General features: G+C 72.2%; 14 protein-coding genes. 6 read left to right on the forward strand and 8 right to left on the reverse strand.

Features of this window, described 5'->3' with window-relative positions; translation table 11 throughout:
• The first annotated feature begins 81 nt into the window (after positions 1-81).
• Positions 82-783 (forward strand): two-component system response regulator CseB, encoded by a 702-nt coding sequence (gene cseB / locus ACY1JF_RS30995; protein WP_462708602.1) that lies wholly within the window; start codon positions 82-84, stop codon positions 781-783.
• Between the two features lie 338 nt (positions 784-1,121).
• Complete coding sequence (cseC, locus tag ACY1JF_RS31000) at positions 1,122-2,504, forward strand: two-component system sensor histidine kinase CseC (protein ID WP_462708615.1); 1,383 nt, start codon at positions 1,122-1,124, stop codon at positions 2,502-2,504.
• A gap of 295 nt (positions 2,505-2,799) precedes the next feature.
• Here the strand turns inward: cseC and ACY1JF_RS31005 are convergent, their stop codons facing one another.
• Positions 2,800-4,392, reverse strand: coding sequence for an MDR family MFS transporter (locus ACY1JF_RS31005; protein ID WP_462708603.1), 1,593 nt, complete (start codon positions 4,390-4,392; stop codon positions 2,800-2,802).
• Between the two features lie 134 nt (positions 4,393-4,526).
• Here ACY1JF_RS31005 and ACY1JF_RS31010 point away from each other — a divergent pair, with 134 nt between their 5' ends.
• Positions 4,527-5,117, forward strand: coding sequence for a TetR/AcrR family transcriptional regulator (locus ACY1JF_RS31010; RefSeq protein ID WP_462708604.1), 591 nt, complete (start codon positions 4,527-4,529; stop codon positions 5,115-5,117).
• Positions 5,118-5,151: 34 nt separating this feature from the next.
• Here ACY1JF_RS31010 and ACY1JF_RS31015 read toward each other — a convergent pair whose 3' ends face one another.
• Positions 5,152-5,811, reverse strand: coding sequence for a M23 family metallopeptidase (locus ACY1JF_RS31015; protein WP_462708605.1), 660 nt, complete (start codon positions 5,809-5,811; stop codon positions 5,152-5,154).
• Between the two features lie 400 nt (positions 5,812-6,211).
• Here ACY1JF_RS31015 and ACY1JF_RS31020 point away from each other — a divergent pair, with 400 nt between their 5' ends.
• Both ACY1JF_RS31020 and ACY1JF_RS31025 read left to right on the forward strand, forming a co-directional pair.
• Positions 6,212-6,607, forward strand: a complete 396-nt coding sequence (locus tag ACY1JF_RS31020; RefSeq protein ID WP_462708606.1) for a trypco2 family protein — start codon at positions 6,212-6,214, stop codon at positions 6,605-6,607.
• Positions 6,604-9,834, forward strand: coding sequence for an NACHT domain-containing protein (locus ACY1JF_RS31025; RefSeq protein ID WP_462708607.1), 3,231 nt, complete (start codon positions 6,604-6,606; stop codon positions 9,832-9,834). Before ACY1JF_RS31020 ends, ACY1JF_RS31025 begins: the two co-directional genes overlap by 4 nt.
• 78 nt (positions 9,835-9,912) lie before the next feature.
• Here ACY1JF_RS31025 and ACY1JF_RS31030 read toward each other — a convergent pair whose 3' ends face one another.
• Positions 9,913-12,438, reverse strand: a complete 2,526-nt coding sequence (locus ACY1JF_RS31030; RefSeq protein WP_462708608.1) for an ATP-dependent Clp protease ATP-binding subunit — start codon at positions 12,436-12,438, stop codon at positions 9,913-9,915.
• Between the two features lie 430 nt (positions 12,439-12,868).
• Between ACY1JF_RS31030 and ACY1JF_RS31035 the strand changes: the two genes are divergently transcribed.
• Entirely contained in the window at positions 12,869-13,714 is an 846-nt protein-coding gene (locus ACY1JF_RS31035) for an SCO3374 family protein (protein ID WP_462708609.1), read from the forward strand.
• A gap of 58 nt (positions 13,715-13,772) precedes the next feature.
• On the opposite strand, the gene ACY1JF_RS31040 is transcribed toward ACY1JF_RS31035, so the two are convergent.
• From ACY1JF_RS31040 to ACY1JF_RS31060, 5 genes are all read right to left on the reverse strand, one after another.
• Positions 13,773-14,108, reverse strand: a complete 336-nt coding sequence (locus ACY1JF_RS31040; RefSeq protein WP_462708610.1) for a histone-like nucleoid-structuring protein Lsr2 — start codon at positions 14,106-14,108, stop codon at positions 13,773-13,775.
• Between the two features lie 280 nt (positions 14,109-14,388).
• A complete protein-coding gene (locus ACY1JF_RS31045; RefSeq protein ID WP_462708611.1) occupies positions 14,389-14,922 on the reverse strand; it encodes an amino-acid N-acetyltransferase in 534 nt (177 codons plus the stop codon).
• A 9-nt stretch (positions 14,923-14,931) separates the two neighbouring features.
• Entirely contained in the window at positions 14,932-15,357 is a 426-nt protein-coding gene (locus ACY1JF_RS31050; RefSeq protein WP_462708612.1) for a BlaI/MecI/CopY family transcriptional regulator, read from the reverse strand.
• A gap of 110 nt (positions 15,358-15,467) precedes the next feature.
• Entirely contained in the window at positions 15,468-15,650 is a 183-nt protein-coding gene (locus ACY1JF_RS31055; RefSeq protein WP_462708613.1) for a hypothetical protein, read from the reverse strand.
• 26 nt (positions 15,651-15,676) lie between these two features.
• Positions 15,677-16,288: a hypothetical protein gene (locus ACY1JF_RS31060; RefSeq protein WP_462708614.1), complete on the reverse strand. Its 612-nt coding sequence runs from the start codon at positions 16,286-16,288 to the stop codon at positions 15,677-15,679.
• Between the last annotated feature and the right edge of the window lie 483 nt (positions 16,289-16,771).

Genomic DNA, 16,771 nt, shown 5'->3' on the forward strand with positions numbered 1-16,771 from the left:
GGACGGGCGGTCCGGACCGATGGAACGGTGACCGGCTCGCGGCGCCCGCACCGACCACCTTCGAGGACTGAGAGCACCCGGATGACAGACCAGACCCACGTCCTGTTCGTCGAGGACGACGACGTCATCCGCGAGGCCACCCAGCTCACCCTGGAGCGGGACGGCTTCGCGGTCACCGCGGTGCCCGACGGCCTGTCGGGCCTGGAGTCGTTCCGTGCGAGGCGGCCCGACATCGCGCTGCTGGACGTCATGGTCCCGGGACTGGACGGCGTCAGCCTGTGCCGCCGCATCCGGGACGAGTCCACGGTGCCGGTGATCATGCTGTCGGCGCGGGCCGACGCCATCGACGTGGTGCTGGGCCTGGAGGCGGGCGCCGACGACTACGTGACCAAGCCGTTCGACGCGGCGGTGCTGGTCGCCCGGATCCGCGCGGTGCTGCGCCGCTTCGGCCACGCGGGCGGCGGCCGGTACGACGACCGGGGCGCCGCGCCGGCCGGCGGGGTGCTGACCTTCGGCGCGCTGGAGGTGGACACCGAGGGCATGGAGGTGCGCAGGGAGGGACGGCCGGTGGCGCTGACGCCGACGGAGATGCGGCTGCTGCTCGAGTTCTCCACCGCGCCGGGCACGGTGCTCTCCCGCGACCGGCTGCTGGAACGCGTGTGGGACTACGGGTGGGGCGGGGACACACGGGTCGTCGACGTCCATGTGCAGCGGTTGCGCGCGAAGATCGGCCAGGACCGGATCGAGACGGTCCGCGGCTTCGGCTACAAGCTCAAGGCCTGAGGGGCTGAGGGCGTATGCGGCAGTTCTTCCGGTCCCCGCGGGGCGCGGCGCTCGGGGGGGGAGGTGCCCGTGGCGGCCGTCGCGGGGAGGGCCGTGGGGCTGAGGGCCGGGGCGCGGAAGCCCGTGGCGCCGAGGACCGGGGCGCGGAAGCCCGTGGCGCCGAGGACCGGGGCACAAGTGGGAGTGGAGCCGAAGGCCGGGACGCGGAGACCCGTGGCGCCGAGGACCGGGGCACGGAAACCCGCGGCACCGACGACCGGAGCGCGGACGTGCGTGTCGGGGGCGGGTCGGCCGACGGGCCGCGGGGTGCGGGTGTCCGTAGCGGCCGGCGGGCCGCCGTGCTGCGGCGGGCCGGCCTCCGTACCGGGTTGCGGTGGAAGCTGAGCGCGGCCATCGCGCTGGTCGGCGCGCTGGTCGCGATCGTGCTCAGCCTGGTCGTGCACAACGCCGCCCGGGTCTCGATGCTGGACAACGCGCGTGACCTCGCCGACGAACGGGTCCTGATTGCCCAGCGCAACTACGAGCTGTCGGGACGGCTCAACTTCCCCAACGCCCGGATCGACGACCCGGGGCTGCCCCCCGAGCTGCGCGCGAAGGCCCAGGAGGGGCGCCGGGCGACCTTCGTCTCCGACCGGCCGGGCGGCGCCGCCGACATCTGGGCCGCCGTGCCGCTCAAGGACGGGCACGTGATGTCGTTGCACACCGGGTTCACCGACCGCAGTTCCGACATCCTCGAAGACCTCGACCAGGCGCTGGTCATCGGCTCGATCACGGTCGTCCTGGGCGGCAGCGCGCTCGGCGTGCTCATCGGGGGGCAGCTCTCGCGCCGGCTGCGCAAGGCCGCCGCCGCCGCGAACCAGGTCGCCGCGGGCGAGACCGACGTACGGGTGCGGGACGCCATAGGCGGGGTGGTGCGGGACGAGACCGACGACCTCGCGCGGGCGGTGGACGCGATGACGGAGACGCTGCAGCAGCGGCTGGAGGCGGAGCGCCGGGTCACCGCGGACATCGCGCACGAGCTGCGCACCCCGGTGACGGGGCTGCTGACCGCCGCCGAGCTGCTGCCGCCGGGCCGGCCCACCGAGCTGGTGCTGGACCGGGCCAAGGCGATGCGCACCCTGGTCGAGGACGTGCTGGAGGTGGCCCGGCTGGACAGCGCCTCGGAGCGGGCCGAGTTGCAGGACATCGTGCTGGGCGAGTTCGTGGCCCGCCGGGTGGCGGCCAAGGGCGGGGACGTCACGGTGCGGGTGCTGCACGAGTCGGAGGTCACCACCGACCCGCGCCGTCTGGAGCGGGTGCTGTTCAACCTGCTGGCCAACGCCGCCCGGCACGGCCGGCCGCCCATCGAGGTCAGCGTCGAGGGGCGGGTGGTGCGGGTGCGCGACCACGGTCCCGGCTTCCCCGAGGCGCTGCTCGCCGAGGGCCCCAGCCGCTTCCGCACCGGCAGCGCGGACCGGGCCGGGCGGGGCCACGGGCTGGGGCTGACCATCGCTGCCGGGCAGGCGCGGGTCATGGGCGCGCGGCTGACCTTCCGCAACGTGCGGCCCCCCGGCGCGTCCGAGGACGCGCCCGCCGAGGGAGCCGTCGCCGTGCTGTGGCTCCCGGAACACGCGCCGACGAACACCGGCAGCTATCCGATGCTGCCGGACCAGGCGACCGGTGGGGGTGACGGGCGGAGGAGAACGAACGGAAGCCGACCGGCGGGGGCCGGCCGACGGTAGCCGACCGGCAGGGCCCGGCGGCCGGAAGCCTACGGACGGAACGGACGGGAGCCCGCCGGTGGAGGCCGCCCAGCGGAACCCGACCGACGAGCACCAGCCCTGACGGAAGCCGACTCCGACGAGAGCCGACCGACAAAAGCCGGCCCCAGCCGAACCCGACCGGCGAAAACCAGCCCCGGCGCAACCCTGCCGGCCCGCCGGTGGGCGTGTCCCCCGGGCCCTGGAACGGCCCGGGGGACACGCCCCGTCGACGCGCGCGCCGATCGGTCGGCGGCCGGACAGGTGCTGACCGCGGTCAGACCGCCTCCGCCGCCGGTGTCCTCGGCGCCGCGTCCCCGCCCGGACCGGCCCCGGGTTCCCGGTCCGTCTTCGGGCCCGTCCCCTTCAGGGGGACCTCCTTGACGAACACCGCCGCGATCAGCGCGAGCAGCGCCACCCCGGAGCCGAGCGCGAACGCCCCGTGGGTGCCCGCCGACACGGCGTGCTGGTACGCCTCCCGGGCCAGCTCCGGCAGCTTGGCCAGGCTCGCCGCGTCGAGCTGGGCGGACCGCTCGGTCACCTTCGAGCCCAGGTCCCCGGCCCGCTCGGCCATCACGTCCTGGACGCGGTGGTTGAAGAGCGCGCCCATGATCGCGACACCGAAGGAGGAGCCGAGGGTGCGGAAGAGAGTGGTGGACGAGGAGGCCACGCCCATGTCCCTCATCTCCACGCTGTTCTGCGCGACCAGCATGGTGATCTGCATCAGGCAGCCCATGCCGAGACCGACGACGGCCATGTACACCCCGGAGGTGAGCCGCGAGGTCTCCGTGTCCATCAGCGACAGCAGGAACAGCCCGACCGCCATCAGCGCGCCGCCGACCATCGGGAAGATCTTGTACCGGCCGGTGTTGGTGGTCACGCGGCCCGCCACCATCGACGTGACCAGCATCGCGCCCAGCATCGGCAGGAGCAGCAGCCCGGAGTTGGTCGCGGACGCGCCCTGTACGGACTGCTGGTACAGCGGCAGGAACAACGTGGCGCCGAACATCACGAAGCCGGTGATGAAGCCGATCACGGACATCAGCGTGAAGTTGCGGCTGCGGAAGATGTGCAGCGGCATGATCGGCTCGGCGGCCCTGGTCTGCCAGAACACGAACCCGACCAGCGCGGCGACCCCGATGCCGATCAGCTCCATGATCCGCGCGGAGGTCCACGCGTACTCCGTGCCGCCCCAGGTGGTGACCAGGACGATCGCGGTGATGCCGATGGTCAGCAGCGCGGCGCCGAGGTAGTCGACGCGCGCCTCGGACCGCTTCTTCGGCAGGTGCAGGACGACGCTGATCAGCACCAGCGCGACGGCGCCGAGCGGCAGGTTGATGTAGAAGGACCAGCGCCAGCCCCAGTGGTCGGTGATGGTGCCGCCGACCAGCGGTCCGCCGATCATCGCCAGCGCCATGACGCCGGCCATCATGCCCTGGTACTTGCCGCGCTCCCGGGGCGGTATCAGGTCGCCGATGATGGCCATGACGCCGACCATCAGACCTCCGGCGCCCAGGCCCTGCACGGCACGGAAGCCGATGAGCTGGCCCATGTCCTGGGCCATGCCGCTGAGCGCCGAGCCGATCAGGAAGAGGACGATCGACGTCATGAACGTGCCCTTGCGGCCGTACATGTCGCCGAGCTTGCCCCACAGCGGTGTGGCGGCCGCGGTGGCGAGGGTGTAGGAGGTGACCACCCAGGAGAGGTGTTCGAGTCCGCCCAGCTCGCCGACGATCGTCGGCATCGCGGTACCGATGATCATGTTGTCCAGCATCGCGAGCATCATCGCGATCATGAGCGCCAGCAGGACGACCCGCACGCTCCTCGGTTGCTTCCCGCCGGTCGCCCCGGCCGTCGCTGTCTGTGCCATCACTCCGTCTCCCCCAGCCTCCGGGGACTTACTTGCCGCCCGGCTAGTGACTACACTCGGAAGGTAGCCGCGCAACTAGCCGGTCGTCAAGTAAGTTCCGTGCGATGTGCGCTGGGCGGAGGCGACGTAGGAGGATGGGCGACACGATGGACGGCACCAAGCAGCACCGACGCCGCGGGGACACCCGCCAGCGCATCCAGGACGTGGCGCTCGAACTCTTCGCCGAGCAGGGGTACGAGAAGACCTCCCTGCGCGAGATAGCCGAGCGCCTGGAGGTCACGAAGGCGGCCCTCTACTACCACTTCAAGACCAAGGAAGAGATCCTGGTCAGCATCTTCGAGGACCTCACGCAGCCCATGGAGGAGCTGATCGAGTGGGGGCTGGGCCAGCCCCGTTCCCTGGAGACGAAGCGGGAGATAGTGCGCCGGTACAGCGCGGCCCTGTCGGGCGCCGCCCCGCTGTTCCGCTTCATGCAGGAGAACCAGGCGACGATACGGGAACTGCGCATCGGCGAGATGCTCAAGAGCCGCACGCTGAGCCTCAAGGACATCCTGGTCGACCCCGAGGCGGACATGACCGACCAGGTGCGCTGCGTCAGCGCGCTGTTCACGCTGCACGCGGGGATGTTCGTCCTGCACGACCTCGAAGGCGACCCCGAGGCCAAGCGCAAGGCCGCTCTCGAGGTCGCCATCGATCTGATAACCCAGGCCCATCAGGGCGACTGAGGCTCTTGTCGGGTCACGCCCGCCCTGACACCCGTCAGACGGTCACGCCGTGCGAGCGCAGGAAGGCCACCGGGTCGACGGCCGAGCCGTAGTTCGGGGTCGTACGGATCTCGAAGTGCAGGTGCGGGCCGCTGGAGTTGCCGGTGGAGCCGGAGGCGGCGATGTGCTGACCGGTCGCGACGACCTGGCCGATCCTCACGTCGATCCGCGACAGGTGGGCGTACTGGGAGTACGTGCCGTTGCCGTGCTTGATGACGATGGCGTTGCCGTAGGCGGGGCCGTCACCGGCGCCGTTGCCGCCGGCCTTGACGACGGTGCCGCCGTGCGCGGCCATCACGTTGGTGCCGGTGGGCACGGCGAAGTCCTGGCCGCTGTGCTTGGCCGCCCACATGCCGCCGGCCTGGTTGAACTTGGCGCTGAGCGTGTAGTTCTTGACCGGGTCGACCCAGGAGGCGGCCTTCTTGGCGGCGGCCTGCTCGGTCCCGGCCTTTCCGGCGGCGGCTTGCGCGGCCTTGGCCTGGGCCGCGGCCTGCGCCTCGACGGCACCGGCGGTGCTGGAGGCCGCCGTGGCGCCGGCGGCCGCCGCGACCCCGGCTCCCAGCGCGACCGAGGCCCCCAGGCCGGCGGCCAGGACTGCGGCGCGGGTGCGGATGGCGGTCGTACGGGAAGAACGGGACGTGACGCGCGGAGACATACGAACCTCATGGGGAGGGGATCAGGGGAACGCCCATCCGGCGAACGGTCGCTCGCCGGGCGGGCTCCACCTTGGTAACCCACCCGGCCGTACCCGCACAAAGGTGTGACCTACGACCGTATCTAGTAATTGAGCCGGAAACTTCTCACCTCTTGACTTCTCATGCATTCAGGACATAGCAGGTCAAGAAGCCGGGAGAACAGCTCGCCCATGCAGGGGTATGTCTGTTTTATTAGCTCTCGCCCTTTCCACTATTCCCGGTAGTACGGTCCGGATCGTCTGTGCGGCACGTCACCGGAGGCCGTGATCGGTGACCGGCGGAATGTGACCCGGGCTACGCGGGGCAGGCGTAACCTTGCGGTAGCTGTGAACGTGACGGGGCTGCCACGGGGGGTAGTGCATGGATACGGCCGACACCGCCGGCACCGGTATCGCCGACACCGCCGGCGTCGATCTCGCCGACGCCATCGCCACGGTCCGCGACCAGCTCGTCGAGGCGGCGGCCCGGGCCACCGGAGCGCCGGTCTCCTTCGAGGTGGGCCCGGTGGAGATGGAGTTCACCCTGGAGCTGCGCCGGGAGAACAAGGGCGGCGGCAAGGTCAGGGCCTGGGTGGTCGAAGCCGGCGCCGACACCGCCCGCGCCACCGGCCTCACCCACCGTGTGTGCCTCACCCTCACCCCGCGCGACACCCGCACCCGCGCCCCCTGGCTGGTCGGCCACGACGACCCCGGCAGCACGGCGGGCTTCGGGGACCCCTCCGCCCGGGTGCCCGGGCCCTCTCGCCCCGCGCCGTGACGCCCGCCGACACCCCGGCACGCCGTACCGTCGTCGTGCTCGGGAACCGGCAGGGCACCGGCGTCGCGCTCAACGGGCGGCTCGTCCTCACCTGCGCCCACGTCGCCGGCACGGGGAGCGCACCGCACGTCGCCCACCCCGCACACGCCGGCCGGATCCCCGCCGAGGTCGTCTGGTCCGACCCCGCCCAGGACACCGCGCTGCTCCTGACCAGCGAGGAACTCCCCTGCTCCGCCCATGTGCGGATCGGCCACCCGGCGACCCAGCAGGCCCTGCCGGACTGCGAGATCATCGGCTACCCGGACATCCAGCGGCACACCGGGAACCGTCTGGCCACCGACCAGTTCACCGGCCGGGTGCTGCCCGCCGCCGCCTCCCCGCGCTCCGTGCTGACGTTCTCCTTCGACCGGGCCCCCGCCGCCGAGGGCCCGCCGAACGCTCCGAGCCCGCTGGCCGGCCTGTCCGGCGCCCCCGTCTTCGCCGGCGACGTGCTCCTCGGCATCGTGACGTCCGTCCCCCGCGGCCGCGGCCACCTGCGCGCCGAGGGCGTCCTCATCAGCGACCTGACCGCGCTGCCGTACGACCTCCCGGAGACCGAGCCGATCACCCGGCACCACCCGGTCGACGGCGTCTACGAGCGCGACTACGCGCGGGCCGTGAGCAGCGCGTTCCGCAAGATGCGGATCTTCGGCCTGGACGACCTGGGCCGCCGGGAGGCGGAGTGGGACCTCGACACCGCCTACCTGAGCCTGGAGGCAGCGGCCCGCGCCCCCGAAGCCACCGCGCGGAACCTGGACACCACCACCACACGGCAGCCCTTCTCGGTGGCCGCCCGCCTCCCGCAGCGCATCGACGCCCTACTGGCCGGCCGGCCCCGGGTGCTGCTGCGCGGCGACGCGGGCGCCGGCAAGACCACGCTGGTGTGGTGGCTGGCGGCACACGCCGCGGCGGGCACCTTCGGCCCCGCCCTGGCCGGGCTCAACGGCCTGGTCCCGTTCATCGTCCCGCTGCGCACCCTGCGCTCCCAGGGCGGCGCCTTCCCCTCCCCCGGCGGGCTGCCGCGCGCCGCCCGCACCGTGGTCGACGAGCCGCCCGCCGGCTGGGCCGGCCGGGTCCTGGAGGCCGGGCGGGCGCTGCTGCTGGTGGACGGGCTCGACGAGGTACCGGCGGCCGACCGCGAGGAGGCCCACCGCTGGCTGTCGGCGCTGCTGGCCCGCTACCCCCGCACGTCCTGCGTCGTGACGGTACGGCCGCTCGCCGTGGAACCCGACTGGCTGGCCCAGGCCCGGTTCGAGGAACTGCGGCTGCTGCCGATGCGGGACGAGGACATCCAGACGTTCGTCGCCCTCTGGCACCGCGCGGCCCGGCTGGAGGACGACGACCACGCCCTGCTCACGGAGCTGGAACGGGACCTGTCGCGGCAGTTCCGGCACAGCCCCGCCCTGCGGGACCTGGCCCGCACCCCGCTGCTGTGCGCGGTGATCTGCGCGCTGCACCGCAGACACCAGGGCTTCCTGCCCGAGACCCGGTTCAAGCTCTACCGGTCGGCCCTGGAGATGCTCCTGGGCCACCGCGACACCCGCCGCCGGGTCGACGCCCCCGACGGCGTCACCATGACCGTCGAGGAGCACCACCAGATCCTCCAGCGCATCGCGGTGTGGCTGCTGCGCTGCGGTCAGTCGGAGTTCACCCGCGAGGAGGCCCGGCCCCAGCTGACGGCGGCCCTCGCCGGGATGGAACGGGTCCGCGCCCAGGGCAGTGCGGAGTCCGTCCTCACCCACCTGATCAACCGCTCCGGCCTGCTGCGGGAACGCGGCGACGGGTCCTACCGGTTCATCCACCGCACCTTCCAGGACTTCCTGGCCGCGAAGGAGCTCGTGGAGAGCAACTCCCTGCGCGAACTCGTCCGCAACGCCGACGACGCGCTGTGGCAGGACGTCGTCCTGCTGGCCGCCGGCCACTGCCGCCGGGAGATCGGCGAACTGCTGACGGGACTGCTGGCGCGCTCCGACGCCCCGGGCACCCCGGCCGCGCTGCGCACCCAGCTGACCGTGCTGACCGCCCTGTGCGCCCAGCACGCGGCCTGGCTGGACAGCTCGCTCCAGGAACGGATACGCGAACGCGTCCGCGCCCTCATGGCCGCCCTCACCCCCGCCGACGTGGCCCAGGCGGCCCGGCTCGGGCCGTACGTGCTCCCCTTCCTGCCGGAGCCGCAGACACTGGGAGCGGCGCGGAGCCGGACGATGGCCGACCTCGTCGGCAGGATCGGCGGTGCGGAGGCCATCCCGTACGCCCGCCGGCTCATCACCACCCCCGGCCTGTCCAGCTCGGTGCCGGTACGGCTGCTGCACTCCTGGGACAACTTCCCCGCCGAGGAGTACGCCCGCGCCGTACTGAGCCTGATGTCGCCCGAGCTGTCGGCGCCCGTGAACACCCGGGAGCAGCTGGAGCTGCTGCACCGGCTGCCGGTCGGCAGACGACTGGTGCTCAGCGGACCCTTCACCTCGGCCGAGCTGGCCGCGGCCCGGCTGCCCGGGCTGCGCGCGCTGCGGCTGTCCCGGCTGCCCGCCCTGGAGGACCTCGGCTTCCTCCGCGTCCACGGCCGGTCGCTGGAATCCCTGGAGGTCACCGCGGACGCCTCGGCGCTGCGGGACATCTCCGCGGTGTCCGGACTGCCCCTGCTGGCCTCGCTGACCCTGCGGGTGCCGCTGGAACCCGACGCGCTGCGGCAGCTGGCGAGCGTGCCCGCCCTGACCTCGCTGACCCTGGACACGTCACGGCTCACCCGGGTGAGCGAGATCCCGGTGCACCGCACGGTCACCCGGCTCGCGCTGCCGGCCCGGCGGCTGGTCGACATCGGGGGCATCGACGCCTGGGAAGCACTGACCTCGCTCACGCTGCCCCTGCCGCTGAACACCGCGGAGTTCTGGGGTTTCGTCCGTGGCCGTCGGCGGATCACCGAGGTCGACACGACCGCGCCGCCCTTGTCCGAACTGAGGCAGCACGGACCCTTCCCCCACGTGACGTCGCTGCGGCTGCGGCAGGTGGCCGACACGGACGGCATGGAGCTGCTGGCGGAGGTCTTCCCCGGGCTGAAGCGCCTCACCCTGGTGGCGGCCCACGCGCACGAACTGTCCGCCGACGGCCCGGCCCTGACCCGGCTGCGCCTACGCCGCCCGCGGCTGCGGGTCAGTGTCTGGAACGCGAGGGAGGCGGGCAGCGCGTAGGACGGAAGAAGGGCCGGTGCGCGCGCACCGGCCCTTCTTCCACCGCGTGAGGCTCACGCCTCCTTCACCGCGTGAGGCTCACGCCTCCTTGCTCAGGTTCGGTCCGGCGCCGCCGGCCGCCTGCTCGATCGGCGGGACGTCGGGGAGCGCCGACTTCTCCTCACCCCGGAAGGTGAAGGTCTTGGCGTCGCCCTCGCCCTCGGTGTCCACGACCACGATGTGGCCGGGGCGCAGCTCGCCGAAGAGGATCTTCTCCGACAGCGTGTCCTCGACCTCGCGCTGGATCGTGCGACGCAGCGGACGCGCGCCCAGCACCGGGTCGTAGCCCTTCTTGGACAGCAGCTCCTTGGCGGACTGGGACAGCTCGATGCCCATGTCCCGGTCCTTGAGGCGCTCGTCCACCTTGCCGATCATCAGGTCGACGATCGCGAGGATGTCCTCCTGGGTCAGCTGCGGGAAGACGACCACGTCGTCGACGCGGTTGAGGAACTCGGGCCGGAAGTGCTGCTTCAGCTCGTCCGAGACCTTGTTCTTCATGCGCTCGTAGTTGGTCTTCGTGTCACCCGCGGCGGCGAAGCCGAGGTTGAAGCCCTTGGAGATGTCCCGGGTGCCGAGGTTGGTCGTCATGATGATGACCGTGTTCTTGAAGTCCACGACCCGGCCCTGGGAGTCGGTCAGGCGACCGTCCTCCAGGATCTGCAGCAGCGAGTTGAAGATGTCCGGGTGGGCCTTCTCCACCTCGTCGAAGAGGACGACGGAGAACGGCTTGCGGCGGACCTTCTCGGTCAGCTGGCCGCCCTCTTCGTAGCCCACGTAGCCGGGGGGCGAACCGAACAGACGCGACACCGTGTGCTTCTCGCTGAACTCCGACATGTCGAGGGAGATCAGCGCGTCCTCGTCCCCGAAGAGGAACTCGGCGAGCGCCTTGGACAGCTCCGTCTTACCGACACCGGACGGGCCGGCGAAGATGAACGAGCCACCCGGACGCTTGGGATCCTTCAGACCGGCGCGCGTGCGGCGGATCGCCTTCGAGAGCGCCTTGACGGCGTCCTTCTGGCCGATGACCCGCTTGTGGAGCTCGTCCTCCATGCGCAGGAGCCGCGAGGACTCCTCCTCGGTGAGCTTGAAGACCGGGATGCCGGTGGCGGTCGCGAGGACCTCGGCGATCAGCTCGCCGTCGACCTCGGCGACGACGTCCATGTCGCCGGCCTTCCACTCCTTCTCCCGCTTGGCCTTCGCGGCGAGGAGCTGCTTCTCCTTGTCCCGCAGGGAGGCGGCCTTCTCGAAGTCCTGCGAGTCGATCGCGGACTCCTTGTCGCGGCGGACGCCGGCGATCTTCTCGTCGAACTCGCGCAGGTCCGGCGGCGCGGTCATCCGGCGGATGCGCATCCGGGAGCCGGCCTCGTCGATCAGGTCGATCGCCTTGTCCGGCAGGAAGCGGTCCGAGATGTACCGGTCGGCCAGGGTGGCCGCCTGGACGAGGGCCTCGTCCGTGATGGAGACCCGGTGGTGGGCCTCGTAGCGGTCCCGCAGGCCCTTGAGGATCTCGATCGTGTGCGGCAGCGAGGGCTCGGCGACCTGGATGGGCTGGAAGCGGCGCTCCAGGGCCGCGTCCTTCTCCAGGTGCTTGCGGTACTCGTCGAGGGTGGTGGCGCCGATGGTCTGCAGCTCGCCGCGGGCCAGCATCGGCTTCAGGATCGAAGCGGCGTCGATGGCGCCCTCGGCGGCACCCGCGCCGACCAGCGTGTGCAGCTCGTCGATGAACAGGATGATGTCGCCGCGGGTGCGGATCTCCTTGAGCACCTTCTTCAGGCGCTCCTCGAAGTCACCGCGGTAGCGGGAGCCGGCCACCAGCGCGCCGAGGTCCAGGGTGTAGAGGTGCTTGTCCTTGAGGGTCTCGGGCACCTCGCCCTTGACGATGGCCTGCGCGAGGCCCTCGACGACGGCGGTCTTGCCGACGCCGGGCTCACCGATCAGCACCGGGTTGTTCTTCGTACGGCGGGACAGCACCTGCATGACCCGCTCGATCTCCTTCTCGCGCCCGATGACCGGGTCGAGCTTGGACTCACGGGCGGCCTGGGTGAGGTTCCGGCCGAACTGGTCGAGGACCAGGGACGTCGAGGGGGTGCCCTCGGCAGGGCCGCCGGCGGTGGCGGTCTCCTTGCCCTGGTAACCGGAGAGCAGCTGGATCACCTGCTGCCGCACCCGGTTGAGGTCTGCGCCCAGCTTGACCAGGACCTGGGCGGCGACGCCCTCGCCCTCACGGATCAGGCCGAGCAGGATGTGCTCCGTGCCGATGTAGTTGTGGCCCAGCTGGAGGGCCTCGCGGAGCGACAGCTCCAGGACCTTCTTGGCACGGGGGGTGAAGGGGATGTGACCCGACGGGGCCTGCTGGCCCTGGCCGATGATCTCCTCCACCTGCTGGCGGACCGCCTCGAGCGAAATCCCGAGGCTCTCAAGGGCCTTGGCGGCGACACCCTCACCCTCGTGGATCAGGCCCAGGAGGATGTGCTCGGTGCCGATGTAGTTGTGGTTGAGCATCCGGGCTTCTTCCTGAGCCAGGACGACAACCCGCCGCGCGCGGTCGGTGAACCTCTCGAACATCGTTAATCGCTCCTCAGAGCGGTCAGGCAGTAAGGGGAACTTCCCCTCCCTGTCCTTCCGCAGCTTAGTCCCGCGAGCGGGGACCGCTCATTCCAACTGCCGACACCGTCGATGGCCTCCGGACCCGCAACGCCGACATCTGCTCCAACCCGATGGTGCGAGACGATGTTCCCGCAGGCCAGGTACTTACCCCAGTCGCCAGTACGCCGATGGCGAACGCGAGACGGCCTTTCCTGCGTGTCGCCCCCTCCCACTAGGCATGTCTTACCCGCCCGGACTGACAGTCCATGCCGCGCACACCGTTTCCCTCCGCTACGGGCGAACAACCTTGCACCTCGCCGCACCCCCACACGCCCTCCCGTCCGGCACTTTTCGCGCACGGACTGCTACCCAACGTAACCCGTACGTCCCCGGGGCGGTTGCTGTTGGCATGGTCGGCGTCACACCGGCGGTCCCCCCGGGCGCTCCCGCCGCCCCCGGGTCCTCCGCCGTGCCGTGGGAGCGGGTGCGGTGGTGGTACGAGCGCGGGCTGGGCTGGGAGACGGCGCCGGGCCTTCCGCTACGGCTGCGCACCGGCGTCCGCTTCGACGTCCTGGACGTCCCGGCCGAGGCCGGGCACGCGTCCCTGCGGCGGCTCGGCGCGCACGCCCCGGTGGCGCTGCGGGGCGACCGGATGCTGCTGCTGGTGGCCGCGGGCAGCGCGGAGGAGCTGCCGGGGCTGCTGCGGTGGCTGGAGTGGGGTTCGCTGCCGCTGGACCTGTCGGCGAGCGGGGAGGGCGGCCTCATGGAGGCGCCTCCGCCGCCGTGCGGGGCGGGGGGCCTCGCGACGGGGGTGGTGCCCTCGGCCTCCCCGGCGCCCTCGGCCTCCCCGGCGCCCTCGGCCTCCCCGGCGCCCTGTGCGGCCGGCTGTCTCGTGGAGGGGCTCGTGGAGGGGGCGGCGCCTTGGGGGGCGGGGAATCACGCGGTGGGGGCGGTGCCCTGCGGGGCGGGGAATCACGCGGTGGGGGCGGTGCCCTGCGGGGCGGGAGGTTCCGCGGCGGGGGCGGTGCCCTGGGATGGTCGGCAGGGGGCCGCTGTGTGGTTGCGGCCCCCCGTGCCGGGGAGTGGGGTCGAGGCCTCGCTGCCGGCGCTGTCGGCCGCGGGGGCTCCGGGGGACGCCGGGGGCGCCCCCGGTCGCGCACCCGATCTCGTACGGCTGGTCGACACGGTGGCCACCCACTGCCATCGCGTCCGGCTGCGGGGCGCGGGCCCGCCGCGCTCGCAGGGGTTCCGGTGAGCCGGCCCCGCTTCCGTCGCCGGGTGTCCGGCGGCGACGCGGGCGGCGGAACCGGTGATCAGCCGTTGGCCTTCTCGTAGGCCTCGCGGATGGTCGCCGGAACACGGCCGCGGTCGTTGACCTCGTAACCGTTCTCCTTGGCCCAGGCGCGGATCGCCGCGGTGTCCTGGCTGCCGCCGGAAGAAGCGCGCGCCTTGCCGCGTCCGCCGGAAGCGCGGCCTCCGGTGCGCCGGCCGCCCTTGACGTAAGGGTCGAGAAGGTCACGGAGCTTGTCCGCATTGGCAGTGGTGAGATCGATCTCGTACGTCTTGCCGTCCAGCGCGAACGTCACGGTCTCGTCCGCCTCGCCGCCGTCGAGGTCATCGACAAGAAGGACCTGAACCTTCTGTGCCACCGGATTTCCTTTCATCGATAACTTGAGGGCCGGGGTCCGCCGGCGTCAGCCGTATCGCCGCCCCTTGTTATATGCAGTACTGCAGTACGTCGGAAAGCAAACCGCTTTTGCCGGAAAAACACAAACCCCCGGCGGAGAGCAGGGCTCCCCGCCGGGGACGGAAGATGCGCGTTTCGGACAAAGGGCACCCGCGAGGGGGCGCCCGGGGGAATAAACCTGGCGGACGCGTGCGGATCCGGTGCGGCAGAACCGGGAGATCCGGCGGACCCGGCCGCGACGATCACAGATGCAGAAGCATCCGGCTGTTGCCCAAGGTGTTCGGTTTCACCCGTTCGAGGCCCAGGAACTCCGCGACACCCTCGTCATAGGAACGGAGCAGCTCCGCATAGACATCGGTGTCGACCGGCGTCTCGCCGATCTCCACGAAGCCGTGCTTGCCGAAGAAGTCGACTTCGAAGGTCAGACAGAAAACCCGGCGAACGCCGAGCCAGCGCGCGGTCTCCAGCAACTTCTCCAGCAACCGATGACCGACACCCGCGCCCTTCAGGCCCGGCTTGACCGCGAGAGTCCGCACTTCCGCGAGGTCTTCCCACATCACGTGCAGGGCTCCGCAGCCGACCACCTCGGCGTTGTCGTCCCGCTCCGCGACCCAGAACTCCTGGATGTCCTCGTAAAGCGTGACCGTCGCTTTGTCGAGCAGGATGCGGCCGCGTACGTACGCGTCGAGGAGTCGGCGGACGGAGGGGACATCGCTGGTACGGGCCCGGCGTACGGTGATGGCTTTTGCGGTGACTTCGGGGCTCACTGCTGACATGAGCGGACGCTATCGCTCACCGGGGCCGGGTGCGGAACCGGGGTTCTGGGGAGGGTTCCCGGGCGGGTTCCGGTGAGGGCTCCGCGGGTGGTTCCGGGGCTCGGGTGTTTCGGGACCCTGGGTGATGCGGACGGCGTCTCTCAGGGCCTGCCGCTGTTCCTCGCTCATCATGCCGAAGAAGGCGACGAGAGCGGCGGCCGGGTTGTCGCTCTGGGACCACGCGTCGTTCATCAGCGCGGCGGCGTAGGCGGCGCGGGTGGAGACCGCCTCATATCGATAGGCCCGGCCTTCGGCCTCGCGGCGGACCCAGCCCTTCTGATGGAGATTGTCCAAAACGGTCATCACCGTGGTGTAGGCGATCGACCGTTCCTGCTGGAGATCTTCAAGGACTTCTCGTACGGTCACCGGGCGGTTCCACTTCCACACCCTGGTCATGACCGCGTCTTCGAGTTCTCCCAATGGGCGAGGCACGTTCAGCACACTAGTGGGAGATTCCGCCCGGAGCGTGCTGGACGTGCGGTTCACCGGCAAATGGGATGAAGGGTTCAGGCCTCGGTGTGCGGGGCGGCCGGCCGGCGGGTGCCCTCCGCCTGCGCGATGGCGGCGTCGACGGCCGCGTCCTCCTTGGCCTTGTTGGCGCCGCCCTGGGTCTTCACGATCACCCTGATCACTGCGGCGAAGAGCACGGCCATGACGACCGGGGGCAGGAGCGCGGAGACGTAGTCCATGCCCCCAGAGTAGCCACCGGGCCGGGTCAGCCCGCCGCGAGGTGCCGTCCGGGGGCGTCGGGAACCGGGGCGGGCTTGCGGCGGGGGAAGACCTCGCCCGGGGTGGGGACGGGTCGCTTGGGGGCGGCGGGCCGGGCGGGCCGGCCGGGCCGGGGGGTGCCGGGCTCCTGTCCGGAGTCGCGGTCGGGGTAGGGGTGGGGGTGGGGGTGGGAGGCGGGGCCGCCGCCGGGGAGGGCGAGGAGGGGGGTGCGGGCGGCGGGGACCGTGGGGGTGAGTGCCTGGCAGCGCCGGAGGAGGGTGGCGGCGGCGGGGTTGCCGCGGAGGGCGCCGAGCGCGGTGAGATCGTCCCGGGTCGGGCGGTGGCCCGCGTTCAGCACCTCGCCCAGGAGCGCCAGGTAGCCGGCGGCGGTGCCGGGGAGGGCGGCGCGGTAGCGGGCGAGGTCGGCCAGGAGGAAGGCGCGCAGCCGGGCGCTCTCCCGCGTCGCCTCGTCGAGCGACTCGGCCAGCCGGAGGCAGTCCTGGACATCCTCGGTCGAGTCGGGGCTGGGGCTGAGGGCAAGGGCGAGGGCGCGGCGGAGCACACACAGCTCCTCGACACCGAACGCCAGGCCGCCGCGGGATCCGTAGGGCGTGGGCATGGGGCGACGATACGCGCTAATCAGACAAACTCGGCAGAGGGTGGCGGGTGTGGCGTATCGGTTCCGCTCGGGCGGGTGGGGGTGCGGGGTGCCTGCGGCGCCTGCGCGGGTTCGGTGCGTGCGTGCCTGCGGCGCCTGCGCGGGATGCGGTGCGTGTACGCCTGCGGCGCCTGCGCGGGTTCGGTGGGGGTGCGCGTAGCGCCCAGGGTGCGGTTCGGGGTCGGGGGCGGGGGGGGGGGGGGGGGGGGGGGGGGGGGGGGGGGGGCGCGGGGGGGGGGGGGGGGGGGGGGGGGGGGGGGGGGGGGGGGGGGGGGGGGGGGGGGGGGGGGGGGGGGGGGGGGGGAGGGGTGTGGGGTTGCCCCCCCGGGGGGGGGGGGGGGGGGGGGGGGGTTGGGGGGGGGGGGGCCACCGGGCGCCTGATCACGGTCGTGGTCGTGGTCTCGGTCGTGGCCATGGTCTTCGCCATAGGCGGTGCCGGGTCCG

The sequence above is a fragment of the Streptomyces sp. SYSU D01066-1 genome (genome assembly GCF_054956795.1).

Excerpts from the sequence above, each read along its gene's own strand:
- cseB (WP_462708602.1), top strand. The coding sequence starts at position 82 with ATGACAGACCAGACCCACGTCCTGTTCGTCGAGGACGACGACGTCATC.
- ACY1JF_RS31005 (WP_462708603.1), bottom strand. The coding sequence starts at position 4,392 with ATGGCACAGACAGCGACGGCCGGGGCGACCGGCGGGAAGCAACCGAGG.
- ACY1JF_RS31010 (WP_462708604.1), top strand. The coding sequence starts at position 4,527 with ATGGGCGACACGATGGACGGCACCAAGCAGCACCGACGCCGCGGGGAC.
- ACY1JF_RS31015 (WP_462708605.1), bottom strand. The coding sequence starts at position 5,811 with ATGTCTCCGCGCGTCACGTCCCGTTCTTCCCGTACGACCGCCATCCGC.
- ACY1JF_RS31020 (WP_462708606.1), top strand. The coding sequence starts at position 6,212 with ATGGATACGGCCGACACCGCCGGCACCGGTATCGCCGACACCGCCGGC.
- ACY1JF_RS31030 (WP_462708608.1), bottom strand. The coding sequence starts at position 12,438 with ATGTTCGAGAGGTTCACCGACCGCGCGCGGCGGGTTGTCGTCCTGGCT.
- ACY1JF_RS31035 (WP_462708609.1), top strand. The coding sequence starts at position 12,869 with ATGGTCGGCGTCACACCGGCGGTCCCCCCGGGCGCTCCCGCCGCCCCC.
- ACY1JF_RS31045 (WP_462708611.1), bottom strand. The coding sequence starts at position 14,922 with ATGTCAGCAGTGAGCCCCGAAGTCACCGCAAAAGCCATCACCGTACGC.
- ACY1JF_RS31050 (WP_462708612.1), bottom strand. The coding sequence starts at position 15,357 with ATGACCAGGGTGTGGAAGTGGAACCGCCCGGTGACCGTACGAGAAGTC.
- ACY1JF_RS31055 (WP_462708613.1), bottom strand. The coding sequence starts at position 15,650 with ATGGACTACGTCTCCGCGCTCCTGCCCCCGGTCGTCATGGCCGTGCTC.
- ACY1JF_RS31060 (WP_462708614.1), bottom strand. The coding sequence starts at position 16,288 with ATGCCCACGCCCTACGGATCCCGCGGCGGCCTGGCGTTCGGTGTCGAG.